At 68.5% G+C, this 15,221-nt stretch carries 7 protein-coding genes; all 7 read left to right on the top strand.

Going from position 1 to position 15,221, the window contains the following annotated elements; translation table 11 throughout:
- Positions 1-50: 50 nt before the first annotated feature.
- The 7 genes from acnD (at position 51) to AC06FE_RS03540 (ending at position 15,139) form a co-directional block, all read left to right on the top strand.
- A complete protein-coding gene (gene acnD / locus AC06FE_RS03570) occupies positions 51-2,666 on the top strand; it encodes a Fe/S-dependent 2-methylisocitrate dehydratase AcnD (RefSeq protein ID WP_478072237.1) in 2,616 nt (871 codons plus the stop codon).
- A 117-nt stretch (positions 2,667-2,783) separates the two neighbouring features.
- Positions 2,784-3,977, top strand: coding sequence for a 2-methylaconitate cis-trans isomerase PrpF (gene prpF / locus AC06FE_RS03565; RefSeq protein WP_478072236.1), 1,194 nt, complete (start codon positions 2,784-2,786; stop codon positions 3,975-3,977).
- Between the two features lie 124 nt (positions 3,978-4,101).
- The gene (locus tag AC06FE_RS03560) at positions 4,102-5,223 is read left to right on the top strand and encodes an AAA family ATPase (protein ID WP_446540202.1); all 1,122 of its coding nucleotides are present in this window, start codon (positions 4,102-4,104) and stop codon (positions 5,221-5,223) included.
- Complete coding sequence (locus AC06FE_RS03555) at positions 5,220-5,630, top strand: bpX5 domain-containing protein (RefSeq protein WP_478072235.1); 411 nt, start codon at positions 5,220-5,222, stop codon at positions 5,628-5,630. The genes AC06FE_RS03560 and AC06FE_RS03555 overlap by 4 nt, the downstream gene beginning before the upstream one ends.
- Positions 5,627-7,438 (top strand): hypothetical protein, encoded by a 1,812-nt coding sequence (locus AC06FE_RS03550; RefSeq protein ID WP_478072234.1) that lies wholly within the window; start codon positions 5,627-5,629, stop codon positions 7,436-7,438. The genes AC06FE_RS03555 and AC06FE_RS03550 overlap by 4 nt, the downstream gene beginning before the upstream one ends.
- Positions 7,431-10,142 carry a bpX6 domain-containing protein gene (locus AC06FE_RS03545; protein ID WP_446540205.1) on the top strand — a complete coding sequence of 904 codons (2,712 nt, stop codon included), beginning with the start codon at positions 7,431-7,433 and terminating at the stop codon, positions 10,140-10,142. The genes AC06FE_RS03550 and AC06FE_RS03545 overlap by 8 nt, the downstream gene beginning before the upstream one ends.
- A gap of 77 nt (positions 10,143-10,219) precedes the next feature.
- Positions 10,220-15,139, top strand: coding sequence for an alpha-2-macroglobulin family protein (locus AC06FE_RS03540; RefSeq protein ID WP_478072233.1), 4,920 nt, complete (start codon positions 10,220-10,222; stop codon positions 15,137-15,139).
- Positions 15,140-15,221 lie beyond the last annotated feature (82 nt).

The raw sequence follows: 15,221 nt of genomic DNA, 5'->3' as shown, positions 1-15,221 counted from the left end.
CGAGCAATTCACCGCAAACACCAGCAAGCCCAGACCCTCACAGGCCAGCCATGAACACCGATTACCGCAAGCATCTCCCCGGCAGCACGCTGGACTACTTCGACGCGCAGGCTGCGGTCGACGCCATCCAGCCCGGTGCCTATGCCACGCTGCCGTACACCGCGCGCGTGCTGGCCGAGAACCTGGTGCGCCGCTGCGACCCGGCCACGCTCACTGATTCGCTCACGCAGCTGATCGAGCGCAAGCGCGACCTCGATTTCCCGTGGTTCCCGGCCCGCGTGGTGTGCCACGACATCCTCGGCCAGACCGCACTGGTCGACCTAGCCGGCCTGCGCGATGCCATCGCCGACAAGGGCGGCGACCCGGCCAAGGTGAACCCGGTGGTGCCGGTGCAGCTGATCGTGGACCACTCGCTGGCGGTGGAATGCGGCGGCTTTGACCCGCAGGCGTTCGAGAAGAACCGCGCCATCGAGGACCGTCGCAATGAGGACCGTTTCCACTTCATCGACTGGACCAAGCTGGCCTTCGAGAACGTGGACGTGATCCCGCCGGGCAACGGCATCATGCACCAGATCAATCTGGAGAAAATGTCGCCGGTGATCTACCAGCAGGGCGGCGTGGCGTTCCCGGATACCTGCGTGGGCACCGACAGCCACACCCCGCACGTGGATGCGCTGGGCGTGATCGCCATCGGCGTGGGTGGCCTGGAAGCGGAGAACGTGATGCTCGGCCGCGCGTCGTGGATGCGCCTGCCCGACATCGTCGGCGTCAAGCTGACCGGCAGGCCGCAGCCCAACATCACCGCCACCGACGTGGTTCTGGCGCTCACCGAGTTCCTGCGCAAGGAGCGCGTGGTCGGTGCGTGGCTGGAGTTCTTCGGTGAAGGTGCGGCGGCGCTGACCATCGGCGACCGCGCCACTATCTCCAACATGTGCCCGGAGTACGGCGCAACCGCGGCGATGTTCTACATCGACCAGCAGACCCTGGACTACCTGCGCCTGACCGGCCGCGAGGAGGCCCAGGTGGCGCTGGTCGAGAATTACGCAAGGACCACCGGCCTGTGGGCCGATGCGCTGGCCACCGCTCAGTACGAACGCGTGCTGGAGTTCGACCTGTCCAGCGTGGTCCGCAACATGGCCGGCCCGAGCAACCCGCATCGGCGCTTGCCGGTGTCGGACCTGGCCGAGCGCGGCATCGCCGACGAAGCCAAGCTGGAAAGCGGCAGGAACGAGGAAGCCCAGGGCCTGATGCCCGATGGCGCGGTGATCATCGCCGCCATCACCAGCTGCACCAACACCTCCAACCCGCGCAACGTGATCGCCGCCGGCCTGCTGGCGCGCAACGCCAATGCGCGCGGCCTGCTGCGCAAGCCGTGGGTGAAGTCGTCGCTGGCACCGGGTTCCAAGGCAGTGCAGCTGTACCTGGAGGAAGCCGGCTTGCTGCCGGAGCTGGAGAAGCTGGGCTTCGGCATCGTCGCCTTCGCCTGTACCACCTGCAATGGCATGAGTGGCGCGCTGGACCCGAAGATCCAGCAGGAGATCATCGACCGCGACCTGTATTCGACCGCGGTGCTGTCGGGCAACCGCAACTTCGATGGCCGCATCCATCCGTACGCCAAGCAGGCCTTCCTGGCCTCGCCGCCGCTGGTCATCGCCTATGCGATCGCCGGCACGGTGCGCTTCGACATCGAGAAGGACGTGCTGGGCGTGGATGCCGATGGCAAGGAAGTGCGCCTGAAGGACATCTGGCCGAGCGATGCCGAGATCGACGCGGTGGTGAAGGCGTCGGTCAAGCCGGAACAATTCCGCAGCGTCTACAACCCGATGTTCAACGTGCGCGTCGAGCACGGCGCGCCGGTCAGCCCGCTGTATGACTGGCGCCCGCAGAGCACCTACATCCGCCGCCCGCCGTACTGGGAGGGCGCGCTGGCCGGTGAGCGCACTCTGCAGGGCATGCGCCCGTTGGCGGTGCTGCCGGACAACATCACCACCGACCACTTGTCGCCGTCCAACGCGATCCTGCGCTCCAGCGCGGCTGGTGAGTACCTGGCCAAGATGGGCCTGCCGGAAGAAGACTTCAATTCCTATGCCACCCACCGCGGCGACCACCTCACCGCGCAGCGCGCCACCTTCGCCAACCCGAAGCTGTTCAACGAGATGGTGCGCAACGACGATGGCAGCGTGAAGCAGGGTTCGCTGGCGCGCGTGGAGCCGGAAGGCAAGGTCATGCGCATGTGGGAAGCCATTGAAACCTACATGGAGCGCAAGCAGCCGCTGATCATCATCGCCGGTGCCGACTACGGCCAGGGCAGCTCGCGCGACTGGGCCGCCAAGGGCGTGCGCCTGGCCGGCGTGGAGGCCATCGCCGCCGAAGGCTTCGAGCGCATCCACCGCACCAACCTGATCGGCATGGGCGTGCTGCCGCTGGAGTTCAAGCCGGGCACCGACCGCAACACGCTGGGCATCGACGGCACCGAAACCTTCGATGTCATCGGCGCGCGCCGGCCGCGCACCGATCTGACGCTGGTGATCCACCGCAAGGACGGCAGCACGCTGAACGTGCCGGTCACCTGCCGTCTGGATTCGGACGAGGAAGTGGCCATCTACGAAGCCGGCGGCGTGCTGCAACGCTTCGCGCAGGACTTCCTGGAAGCTTCCGCCAGTTGATGCGCCAGCCCCTGGACGGGGCTTTGCTTGGAGCCCCTCTCCCGCCGGCGGGAGAGGGGTTGGGGTGAGGGCAGCCGCTTCTGCCCTTGTCGTTGATGCGCCTCAGGAAACCCAGTCATGTCCCATGTTCCGCAGATCAGAATCCCCGCCACCTACCTGCGCGGCGGCACCTCCAAGGGCGTGTTCTTCCGCCTGGAAGACCTGCCGGCCAGCGCGCAGGTGCCCGGCGCGGCACGCGACCGCCTGTTCCAGCGGGTGATCGGCTCGCCCGATCCGTTCGCCAAGCAGATCGATGGCATGGGCGGGGCGACCTCCAGCACCAGCAAGTGCGTGATCCTGTCGCCAAGCAGCAGGCCCGACCACGACGTGGACTACCTCTATGGCCAGGTCTCGATCGACACCGACTTCGTCGACTGGTCGGGTAATTGCGGCAACCTGTCCACCGGGGCCGGCGCGTTCGCGCTGCATGCCGGCTACGTCGATCCGGCCCGTGTTCCGGAAAACGGCGTCTGCGCGGTGCGAATCTGGCAGGCCAACATCAACAAGACCATCATCGCGCACGTGCCGGTCAGCAACGGCCAGGTGCAGGAAACCGGTGACTTCGAACTGGACGGGGTGACCTTCCCGGCGGCGGAGATCGTGCTGGAGTTCATCGATCCGGCCGATGAGGGCGAAGGCGAGGGCGGCGGTGCGATGTTCCCGACCGGCAACCTAGTCGATGACCTAGAGGTGCCGGGTGTCGGTACGCTGAAGGCTACGATGATCACCGCCGGTATCCCGACCGTGTTCGTCAACGCGGCCGACATCGGCTACACCGGCACCGAGCTGCAGCCGGCCATCAACGAGGACAAGGCGGCGCTGGCCCGGCTGGAAGCCATCCGCGTCGCCGGTGCGCTGCGCATGGGGCTGATCGCCTCGCCGGAGGAAGCACTCAAGCGCCAGCACACGCCGAAGATCGTGTTCGTCGCGCCGCCACAGGACTACGTGTCCAGCGGCAACAAGCCGATCAAGGCCGGTGACATCGACCTCAACGCCCGCGCCCTGTCGATGGGCAAGCTGCACCACGCGATGATGGGCACCGCTTCGGTGGCCATCGCCACCGCGGCATCGGTGCCGGGCACGCTGGTCAACGCGGCCGCCGGCGGCGGCCAGCGTAACGCGGTGCGCTTCGGCCACCCGTCCGGCACGCTGCGGGTCGGCGCCGAGGTGGCGCAGGTCGATGGCCAGTGGACCGTGACCAAGGCGGTGATGAGCCGTAGCGCGCGCATCCTGATGGATGGCTGGGTGCGGGTGCCGGGCGATACGTTCTGAGTGCCGGGGGGGCCGTGCCCGGCGCACGGCAACCATGGTTGGGCTGTTTCGGTCGGGGCCGCTGCGCTAGAGTGCAGCAACCTTCAATCGAGCCCGATGTACCTGCTTCGCTGGTACCCCTGTCATGGACGAACTTTCCAGCGCCGCAGCGCGCCTTCGCAGTCTCGTGCGCTCCGCCACCGTTGGATTGGTGGGGCGTGAGCAACTGGCCGAACTGATCCTGCTCGCCGCGGTCGCGCATGAGCACCTGCTGGTGATCGGCCCGCCGGGTACCGCCAAGAGTGCCGTGGTGCGGCGCGTGGCCAACCTGATGGGCGGGCGCTATTTCGAATACCTGCTCGGGCGCTTCACCGAGCCGGCCGAGCTGTTCGGGCCGGTGGACCTGCGTCGCCTGCGCGAGGGGCGGGTGGAAACCGATGTCGCCGGCATGCTGCCCGAGGCCGATGTCGCATTCCTGGACGAAGTCTTCCTCGGTTCCACCGCCATCCTCAATACCTTGCTGGGCGTGCTCAACGAGCGCCGCTTCCGACGTGGGCACACCGATGTGGCCTGTCCGTTGCGGGTCTGTGTGGGCGCCGCCAATGCACTGCCCGAGGACGAGTCGCTGGCCGCGTTCGCCGACCGTTTCCTGCTGCGCCTGTTCGTGGCGCCGGTGGCCGACAGCGAACTGGAGGCCCTGCTGGAAGGGGGCTGGCGCGCGGAGCAAGGGGTCGAGCAGGCGCAGCATGCGCTGGGCGACCTGGACCTGCTGGCCGGGCGCGTGCTGCACGTGAACCTGGACGCGGTACGCGGCCCATTGGCCGAGGCGGTGCGGGCGCTGCGCAAGGCCGGGCTATCGCTTTCGGACCGACGCATCGTGCGCACCCAGCGACTGGTGGCTGCGGCGACCGTGCTGGCCGGCCGACAGACCGCAACCGAGGCCGACCTGTGGCCGCTGTTCTACGTGCTGCCCAGCCACGAGGCGCAGTTGTCGGCGCAGGAAGCGCTGCGTGACTCGTTGAAGGTCGCCGCCAACCCGACCCTGAGCAGCGCGGCCGAGCTTGCGGCGTTGCAGCCGGCCTCGCGGGTGGACCGTCTGTTGCAGGCGGCACGCGCCTGCCTGGCGACGGATGACGAGACAACCTCGCGCACGTTGGCCGAGGCCCTGCTGCGCGAGATCGACGCCAACTTCGTCGCCGATGCGATGCCCGAGCTCCTGCTGGCCGAGCGCACGCGGCTGGTTGCCCATGTCGCGGCCAGTGCATGAAGTGGTCATGGTGCGCACCGGTTGAAGCGCCGGTCGCGCAGGGCATGGTGGCAGCCGGCGCGGCGGCCCGCGTGCTTCTGCAGGCCATCACGGGTGCGGAGTCGGGCACCTTCCGGGTTGCCGCCCATGCCGACCTGCTGGTCGTGCTGGGAGCATTCGACCGCTTGCCATGGGTGGCCGATGCCACGTACATCGCGCCGGCCGGTGACGCTGCGGGCCTGTGGTTGCCGACCAACGTGTGGCCAGACGTCGCCGTGGACCTGGTACAGGCGGCGCTGGTGCGCCGCCACGGCCCGTTGCCCTTGTTGCTGCTGCCGTCGCCGGCGCAGCTGGTGTCACTGGCGAGGGTCGTGCCGTTGGACGGCGGCTGGGTCGCGCGGCTGCAGGCCCGTTGGGCCGGGGCATGAGTACGGTCAACGCGCTGCCGCTGGCATTGCAGCCGTGGCAAACGTGGCTGCAGTTGTTCGAGACGGATATCGCCGTCACCCTGGGCGAGTTGCTGTTGCGGCTGGACCCACTGATGGGGCGTGGGCAGGTGCAGGTACCTGCGGTTTCCGCCGTGCACGACGGCCTGGGCGGAATTGACCGACGGGGGCCCTACGAGCGGCTGCTGCTGAGCGAGTGGGGCCTGGCCGACGCGGCCCCCGACGAGTTCCTGCGCCGCGCCGCTGCCGGTGAGCACCTGTTCGTGGCGCCGCGCGCGGTGGAGCGGCAGACCGATGCGGTGGTGGTCGGCCTGTTTGATGCCGGGCCGCTGCAGTGGGGCGCGCCGCGGCTGGTGCAGGTGGCGTTGTGGATTCTGTTGGCGCGTCGCGCACGCACCCAGCGCGCCCGTTTCCTGTGGGGCATGGCGCATCTGCCCGGTGCGCTGAGCGAAGCGCAGGATGCATCGGCGCTGCTGGCCCTGCTGCATGCGCGCACGCCGCTGATGGCCGATGACAGCCAATGGCAGGCATGGACGGATCATCTGCAGCAAACGCATGGCAAGGGGGAACGCTGGTGGTGCGGCGGCCAGCCGGCCACTGCGCTGGCATGCACGCATCAGGCGTTGACGCGCAGTGGCATCGATCGTCAGCTGCAGGTCCGGCTGGGGCGGCGTGGCAGCGAGCGTGCACTGCAGCTGTCGGTCCCCACCACGGCCGCGGCAGCACGGTTGCTGCGTGGCGAGTTCCGCGGCGCGCCGGCGGGACAACGCGTGGCTGCGCATGGGGCCCACCGGTTCTCGCGTCAGCAGCGGCCGATCTTCAGCCTTGACGGGCAGCGCGTGGTGGTCCCGTTGCTGGGATCCCCTCGCGCCTGCCAGGTGAACGTGCCGACCGGGAACAGGGTCCAGCACAGGCGCAAGCTGATCCGTTACCACGAGTGGTCCACGGGCATGCAGTTGCTCGGTGGCCTGATGGTTGGAAAGGAATTCTGCGGTGTGCTCGCCAGCCAGCAGTTCCTGCGGTTCTGGAAGCTGCCGGGGCTGCCGACGCAGGTGCGGGAACGTCCACCAGGCAGCGTGATGACGGTGCGTCCCGGACTCCCGCAGTGGATGCAGGGGGCGTTGGTGCACGCTTCCCAGCGCGGAGCACCAGCACGCGAACTGCTGTTGCTCGACCATGGCGGGCATCTGCTGGGGTGGACGGCCAAGGATGGGCCACGACCGGTCGCGGACCAGGTGGTTGCTCTGCAGCAGGTCAGTGCCGAGAGCGTGTTGTATGCGCGGTTCGAGGCCGGTGTGCTGCAGGTCGGTGCGCTGAACGCCGGCGGCGCAAGGAACATCACCTGGCAGTTGCCGTTGCCACACCGTCCCAAGGCGGTGTGGTTGGCCAGGCGCGGGACGGGAGATGATGGTGTGTTGGTGGCTGCCCACTTCCAGGAGGGGGGGCGCTGGGCCTGCCGCATGGTGGCGTTCGGTGTTGGCCGGTCGCCGGAGCAGAGCGATGTCTCGCTCTGGCAGGACTGGCGGCCGCAAGGATTGGTGGCCGGGGAGGGAGGGCAACAGCCCGATCGCCTGCTGGTGCTGCGTGCCGATCGGCGCGCATTGCTGGCCGCCGGCAAGGATGGGCCGGAGATGCTGTACACCTCGGCCAGTGATATCGGGAGCGTATCGGTATCGGTCGATGGCACCCGGGTGGCGGTGGTGGACCTGGCCGGCAATCTGAAGGTGCTGGGTGACGGGGGGCGCGTGGAATTGCTCACGGTTCATGGGTCGGAGGAAGCACATGGCTGAATCCCTGAGGGTCAACGTGCGCCAGCCGTCGTGGCGCGGACGCCAGGAGGTGGCTGCGCTGTGGTTCCCGCATGACTGGCTGAGCGTGGAGCAACGTCAACACCGGTTGCTGCAGTGCTGGGTGCCAGGCAGTCTGGCCTGGCGTTTCACGCAGGGCGACCTGTTGTGCTGGCCTGCACCGCGTTCCAGAGACTGCGCCAGGGTGCCTGGCGTCCCGCTGTGCAGGATCAAGGGCCGACTGCACGCCGCGCCGCTGAGTGCCACCGAGCAGGCCGCGCTCCCGGCCTGCGACGTGGTGTTGATCGATGGCGCACAGGCGCAGCCGCTGCAACTGGAAGACGCGCAGCGCCTGGATGTGGCGGCCTGGCTGGATGCCAGTGACTATGCGATACGCACGCTCTATGACCTGTCACTGCCGGCATCGACCGCGAAGTTGCCGCAGTTGGAGGGAAAGGGTGTGCGTGAAGTGCTGGGTGAAGTCATCCCCGCGCCGAGTTCCGAACGGGAGTCGCTGCTGGAGCAGTTGGGGCGCGGTAGCGGCGGGCGTCGCAGTCCCCTGGACGCCTTGCGTGATGCCCTGCCACGGCTGGCAGGGGAGGTGGCACGGCTGCTGCCGAGAGCCACGTCGGGCGCAGGCAGCGATGGTGCAGGCGTGCAGGCCGGCGGTGTGGCGGCACGTCGCCCGCCACCTGCACCCTCGGCGTGGCGGCGCCGCCTGGAGCGGCTTGCGGCCACCTCGCGGGTCAGCAAGCTGATCGGCCACCGCCAGGGTGCGTACATGCGGCGGATGCTGGCAATGTTCGAGGACGGTGACCTGCATGAGGCGTTGCGGCATGCCCTGCCGCTCTCCAACGGCGGCAACGACGACTCGATCGGACAGGCATTCGGCACGCCCGGGCGACGCAGCTCGCTGGACATCGGTGTGCGGCATGCCGGCGGCCGGGTGTCGATCAACCTCGACCCGGAGCTGGACAACTACCTGCGCAGGACCTACCAGGCGGCATTCGAGCGGTTTGACCGCGCCGGTCGCTTCGACGAGGCCTTGTTCGTGCTGGCCGAGTTGCTGTGCGAGCGGCAGCGGGCACTGGATTACCTGGTCCAACACGGGCGCCATGCGCAGGCGGCGGAGCTGGCGCTGGGTTGGGACATGCCTGCGGCCAACTGCATCCGCCTGCTCGTGCTGGCCGGTGATCTCGAACGTGCGGTGCAGGTGGCCCGGCGCGACAATGCCTTCGCCGACGCCATCGCGCAGCTGGAGCCGGAACACAGGAGTCTCACCGGACAACTGCGCGTGTCATGGGGGCAGGCGCTGGTCGAGCAGGGCGATTGGCTGGGGGCGGTGGATGCGGTGTGGCCGGTGGCCGCGGCGCACGGGCAGGCACGGCAATGGTTGTCGGTGGCGCTGCAGGGCGATGGTGAGCTGCACGCGCGGGCGCTGGTGCGGTGCGCGCAGTTGCTGCCGGACCAGTTGGAGGCTTGCCTGCCAGCGTTGGACCGGTTGCTGGACATCGACGCCGAGCCGGCGCCGCGTGAAGCCATGCTGGCGGTGCTGCGCAGCGGTGGTGGCATAGGGCGGGCGCGCGACATCGCCCGACTGCTGCTGCCCGTACTGGCGGCCGACCGGGCATTGGGGCGGGTCGCCTGCACCGGCAAGGACCTGGATCGGTTGTTGAAACTGGCCGATGACCCGCTGCTCAGCGCCGACGTCCCGGGCTGGAAGCTGCCGCCGCTGGCGGCCACCCAGCACCTGCAATGGCGCTCCGAGCCGTTGCGGCTGCGGGCCCCGCAGGCCGGGCTGTGGGCCTTGCAGGACGTGCTTGCGCTTCCCGGACGCCGCTACCTGGCGGCGCTGGGCGAAAGTGGCGCGCTGCTGTTGGACGCCTACGGGCAAGTGCAGCAGCGTTATGCGGTGCCCACCTGGCAGCTTGTGGCCGGCGGTACCGGCGGCATCGCCCTTGCGCTGGCCCGGCGCGAGCGCAACTGGCACGTCTACCGCTTCGACCTGGTCACCCAGACCGTGCACGATCTCGGGCAACTGGACATGGACCAGCATGCGCCGTCGATGAATGGCCTGGGCTGGACGATCCGGCGCGGCCAGCACCTGCGGGTGCTCGATACCGGGCGCGGCCTGGATCAGGTGCTGTGGCAGGTGGAGGTGCCGGAGCCGCTGCTGGCCTGCAGTTTCTTCGCTTCCCGCGAGGTCTGCCTGGTCGGCGAGGGCGATCGCCTGCAGGAGTGGAGCTGGGCGTTGCCGGGCCGCCGTCGTCTGCTGGCACGCAGCTTTGCCTTCGACGCGGCGTTACCGCTGCTGGCCGCGCCGTTGACCGGCATGTTGCAGCCCCGGGTGAGCCGTGAAGGCCAGGCATTGCAGCTGCGCCACGAGGTGGATGGCAGAAGCGTCTCGGTGGAGCTTGACCGTTTCACCGACCGCGAATGGGAATCGCTGCTGCCCGGTGGCCCGGGGTTGCAGCTGCAGGTCCTGCAGAGCGGGCTGCTCTGGGTGCAGCTGGGCCGGTCCGACCTTGTCCTGGGCTATCTGGTGCGGGTGCATGATGGCCATTGCGTGGCCCGGGTGGAATGGCCGGCGGACGCGTTGCTGCGGCTGCGCGACCAGACCGACAACCTGGTGCTGCACGATGACCGTGGACGGGTGCTGTCGATCGACCTGGCGACCAGCACGCCGCACGCCCTGTCACTGCGCTAGGGTCCGGAAACCACGGGCCTGTACACAAGGTCCATGCCGATGGCTGGGTATACTCCGGCCATCTGCAGGAGGACGCCATGGGCAACAGGAAGTCGTGGGGATTGCGGGGGGCAGCGCTGGTTCTGGCGGCGATTGCCTTGATTGCAGGATGCAAGCGCAACGAGACCGGGCAGCTGCCCGGCACCAGTGGCGAGGCTATCCAGGCCAAGCGCGAAGAGGTCAAGGGCTTCGTCATGCTGCGGGCCTATCCGGACCAGCAGCGCGGTGACGGGATGGCGTTGGCGGTGGAGTTCTCGCGGCCGCTGGTCGGCACCCAGGACTTCGACAAGCTGCTGCGCTTCGAGGAGAAGGTCGGCACCGAGGAAAGCAGCTGGTCGCTGTCCGATGACGGCAAGACCCTGCGCTATCCCTACGTGGAGCCGGCCAAGGAATACACCCTGATCATTTCGCCGGACCTGCTGGCCGCCGATGGTAGCCGGCTGGGCACGGAGGTGAAGCAGAAGGTGTTCAGCGGCGAGATGGAGCCGGCGGTCGGTTTCGCCTCGCAGGGCAGCGTGCTGCCGGCCAAGGAGAGCCGCGGCCTGCCGGTGGTGTCGGTGAACGTGCCGGAGGTGGACGTCGAATTCCTGCGCGTGCGCGAATCCGAGCTGCCCAGCTTCTTTGCCCAGTACCAGCGTGGCGGCCGTCGTGGCAGCTGGGAGCTGGACAGCGAGTACAGCGACAATACGCCGCTGTCGCAGCTGGCCGAGCCGGTCTACATGAACCGCTTCGTGCTGGGTGGCAAGCAGAACGAGCGGGTACTGACCTACCTGCCGATCCAGGAAGTGAAGGAACTGCAGCAGCCGGGCCTGTACTTCGCGGTGATGAAGCGCACCGGCAGCTTCGGCGGCGAATACGACACCGCGTTCTTCTCCGTCAGCGACATCGGCCTGCACACCCGCGCCTACAAGGACACGCTGTTCGTCCACACCGCGTCGCTGGCCGATGGCACGCCGGCCAGGAAGGTCGACCTGAAGGTCATCAACGCCAAGGGCGAGGTGATCCTGAGGGGGCAGACCGACGGCAACGGCAACGCGTTGCTCAACTACACGCTCGATGCCACCCAGGTGCTGGTGGCTTCCAGCGGCAGCGATACCACGATGCTGCCGTTCAACCAGCCGGCGCTGGACCTGAGCGAGTTCGCGGTGGCCGGCCGCCAGAATGCCAACTTCGATGTATTCGCCTGGTCCGGGCGTGACCTGTACCGCCCCGGCGAAACGGTGCGCGTGTCCGCGCTGCTGCGCGACAACGACGGCAAGCCGCTGCCGGCCCCGGCCAATGGCGGGTTGCCGGTGTTCCTGCGGCTCAAGCAACCCGACGGCAAGACCTTCCGCGAAACCCGCCTGCAGGCGGGCGAGCAGGGCTATTTCTCCTTCGAGCAGGTGATCCCGGTCGAGGCGCCCACCGGCCGCTGGCAGGTGGAGTTCCGCACCGACCCGGCCAGCAAGGAAGCGGTGCAGGGCATGACCCTGCGCATCGAGGAGTTCCTGCCCGAACGCATGAAGCTGGACCTGGACAGCGCGCAGAAGACGCTCAAGCCGGGCGAGCCGCTCAAGCTGCAGGCCGACGCGGCCTACCTGTACGGCGCTCCGGCCGACGGCAACCGCTTTACCGCGCGCCTGGCGGTGGCGGTGGAACAGCATCCGGTCGAGGCGATGCCGGGCTGGTTCTTCGGCGATCCCACCGTTGAGCTGCCGCGGCAGGCCAACGACGTGATCGACACCACCCTTCCCGGCGATGGCAAGCTGCGCCAGGACATCCCGCTGCCGGCCGAGGTCGGCAAGGGGACGACGGTGGCGGCGGTGGTGTCGGGCAGCGTCTACGAGACCGGCGGCCGCACCGTCACCCGCACGCTCAAGCGCGTGCTGTGGCCGGCCCCGGCACTGGTGGCGGTGCGCCCGTTGTTCGACGACAAGGACGGTGCCGACGCCAACGCCAATGCGCGCTTCGAGCTGATGCGCGTGGATGCCGAGGGCAATCCGCAACCGGGCAAGGGCCTGAAGGTCACGCTGGTACGCGAGCTGCGCGATTACCACTGGACCTACACCGACAACCGTTGGGACTACGACTTCACCCGTCGCTTCGAGAACAAGGAAACCCGCACCCTCGATGCCGGGACCACCGCTGCCCGCTTCGACTTCCCGGTGGAGTGGGGCGATTACCGGGTGGACGTGTTCGATCCCGCCACCGGCCTGACCACGCGCTATCCGTTCAGTGCCGGCTGGAGCTGGGAGGACGAGAACCGCGGCATGGACGCACGCCCCGACAAGGTCAAGCTGGCGCTGGACAAGACCAGTTACCGCGCCGGTGACACGCTGAAGGTGACGGTGACGCCGCCGCATGCCGGCCGTGGCTTGTTGATGGTCGAAAGCGACAAGATGATCTACGTCCAGGACATCGACGCCAAGCCGGGCAGCACCTTCGAAATCCCGGTGACCGCCGACTGGGAGCGCCACGACGTCTACGTCACCGCGCTGGTGTTCCGCGGCGGCAGCGCGCCGAGCAAGATCACCCCGGCGCGCGCCGTGGGCGTGGCCCACGTGCCGATGAACCGCAGCGACCGCCGCGTCGCGGTGGGCCTGGTGGCGCCCAGGCAGATGCGTCCCGAACAGCCGATGACGGTCACCGTCAGTGCGCCGGAGCTGGCCGGCAAGCCGGCCCATGTCACCGTCTCGGCGGTGGACGTGGGCATCCTCAACATCACCCGTTTCCCGGTGCCGGATGCCCCGGCGCATTTCTTCGCGCAGCGACGCCTGGGCGTGGATGCGTATGACATCTACGGGCGCGTGATCGAGAGTTTCGACGGCAACACCGGCAAGCTGAAGTTCGGCGGCGACATGGCCCTGGCGGCGCTGCCGCAGGCCAAGCGGCCGACCGCGCGGGTGCAGACCGTTGACCTGTTCTCCGGGCCGGTCGCGCTGGACGCCAAGGGCAATGCGCGGGTGCAACTGAACGTGCCGGACTTCAACGGCACCCTGCGGGTGTCGGCGATGGTCTATTCGGACCAGCGCTACGGCAACCGCGACGTGGAGACGCTGGTGCGCGCGCCGATCCTGGCCGAGGCCAGCATGCCGCGGGTGATGGCGCCGGGCGACCGCAGCATGGTCACCCTGGACGTGCAGAACTTCACCGGCAAGCCCGGCCAGTTCACGGTACGGGTGGACGGCGAAGGCCCGCTGGGCATCGCCGAGTCCTCGCGCTCGGTGCAGCTGGGCGCGGATGCCAAGAGCACCCTGAGCTTCCCGTTGACCGCGCAGGAAGGCTACAGCGTGGCCAAGGTGCGGGTGCGCGTGGACGGCAACGGTTTCAAGGTCGACCGGCGTTATGACCTGCCGGTGCGCGCGGCCTGGCCGCAGGTGCTGCGCTCGCAGACCCGCACGCTCGATCCGTTGGCAGCGGTCACCCTGGACAGCAGCTTCATCGATGGCCTGATGAGCAACTCGGTCAGCGCCCGCATGCTGGTCAGCGCGCTGCCGCCGATCCCATTCGCCTCCGCGCTGCAAGGGGCGCTCAACTATCCGTATGGGTGCGCCGAGCAGACCACCAGCAAGGGCTACGCCGCGTTGATGCTCGACCAGGCCACCTCGGCCATGCTCGGCGCCGATGGGCTGGATGCCAAGGAACGCCGCGAGCGCATGGAAGGTGCGTTCGGCCGATTGGCATCGATGCAGGTGGCCAACGGCAACTTCTCGATGTGGGGCAACGACGACTACATCAACCCGGCGCTGACCCCGTACATTGCCGAGTTCCTGCTCGATGCCAAGGACGCCGGCTTCGCGGTGCCGGCGAACGTGCTGCAGAAAGCGCTGGACCGGATCAGCGAAGACCTGCTCAGCGGTGGCAACCAGTTCTACGGGCAGGACAACCGGGAGGCACTGAAGTTCGCCAACCAGGCCTATTCGGGCTATGTGCTGGCGCGGGTCAACCGTGCGCCGCTGGGAACCCTGCGCACGCTGTGGGACAACGAGCGCAGCAAGGCGGTGTCCGGCTTGTCGCTGGTGCACCTGGGCGTGGCGCTGTCGCTGCAGGGCGATGGCAAGCGCGGCCAGGCCGCGATTGCCGCCGGCTTCGCCAAGGCTACGAATGACCGTCCGTCCTACTTCGGCGATTACGGCAGCGTGCTGCGTGACGATGCGCTGATGATCGCACTGACCCACGAGCGTGGCCTGGCCAAGCCCGAGTACGACGCACGTGCAGTGTCCATGGGCCGAGAGCTGGAGGCCCGTCGCAACAGCGGCTGGCTGTGGCTGAGCACGCAGGAGCAGGTGGCGTTGGCACGCCTGGGCAAGGCCTTGATGGTCAACCAGAAGAAGCTGGTGTCCGGCGAGCTGGCCGTGGGTGAGCGCCGCGAGGCGATCGACGCGCGCAAGGCGTTCGGCCGGGTGTTCGATGCAGCCCAGCTGGCGCAAGGCGTGCGTTTCTCGCCGCAGGGCGAGGCCCCGATGTTCGCCAGCCTGGACGTGGCCGGCATCCCGCGCCAGGCACCGGCGCCGGACAACCGGCATATCGGCATCGAGCGCACCTGGTACGGCACCGACGGCAAGCCGTGGACACCGCGTCCGTTGAAGGAAGGCGAGGCCTTGATCGTGCGCCTGAGCGTGACCGCCAATACCGCGATGCCCGAGGCATTGGTGACCGACCTGTTGCCGGCAGGCCTGGAGATCGAGAACTTCAACCTCGGTGATGCCAAGCAATGGGCCGACGTGGTGGTGGATGGCGTGGAGATCAGCGACCGTGGCAGCGCCGCCGACATCAAGCACGAGGAGTTCCGTGACGACCGTTACGTGGCGGCGGTGAACCTGTCGCGCGGCCGGACGGCGAACGTGTTCTACCTCGTCCGTGCGGTCAGCCCGGGTACCTACACCGTGCCGCCGCCGCTGGCCGAGGACATGTATCGTCCCGACCTGCGCGGTGTGGGGCGCTCCACCCCGAGCACGATCACGGTGGTACAGCCCTGACTCCGCCGCGCCTGCGCAACACGGTAGGAGCGGCTTCGGCCGCGAGGCCGGGGATGCCCGGCTTCGCGCCGGGGGTCGCTCC

This window comes from Stenotrophomonas sp. Steno-C18 (genome assembly GCF_056393195.1).
Note: the sequence above shows the minus strand (reverse complement) of the source record. Positions and strands in the feature narration are given on the sequence as shown.

Bases quoted from the DNA above. Each gene is read 5' to 3' on its own strand.
- prpF (WP_478072236.1), top strand. From the start codon at position 2,784: ATGTCCCATGTTCCGCAGATCAGAATCCCCGCCACCTACCTGCGCGGC.
- acnD (WP_478072237.1), top strand. From the start codon at position 51: ATGAACACCGATTACCGCAAGCATCTCCCCGGCAGCACGCTGGACTAC.
- AC06FE_RS03540 (WP_478072233.1), top strand. From the start codon at position 10,220: ATGGGCAACAGGAAGTCGTGGGGATTGCGGGGGGCAGCGCTGGTTCTG.
- AC06FE_RS03545 (WP_446540205.1), top strand. From the start codon at position 7,431: ATGGCTGAATCCCTGAGGGTCAACGTGCGCCAGCCGTCGTGGCGCGGA.
- AC06FE_RS03555 (WP_478072235.1), top strand. From the start codon at position 5,220: ATGAAGTGGTCATGGTGCGCACCGGTTGAAGCGCCGGTCGCGCAGGGC.
- AC06FE_RS03560 (WP_446540202.1), top strand. From the start codon at position 4,102: ATGGACGAACTTTCCAGCGCCGCAGCGCGCCTTCGCAGTCTCGTGCGC.
- AC06FE_RS03550 (WP_478072234.1), top strand. From the start codon at position 5,627: ATGAGTACGGTCAACGCGCTGCCGCTGGCATTGCAGCCGTGGCAAACG.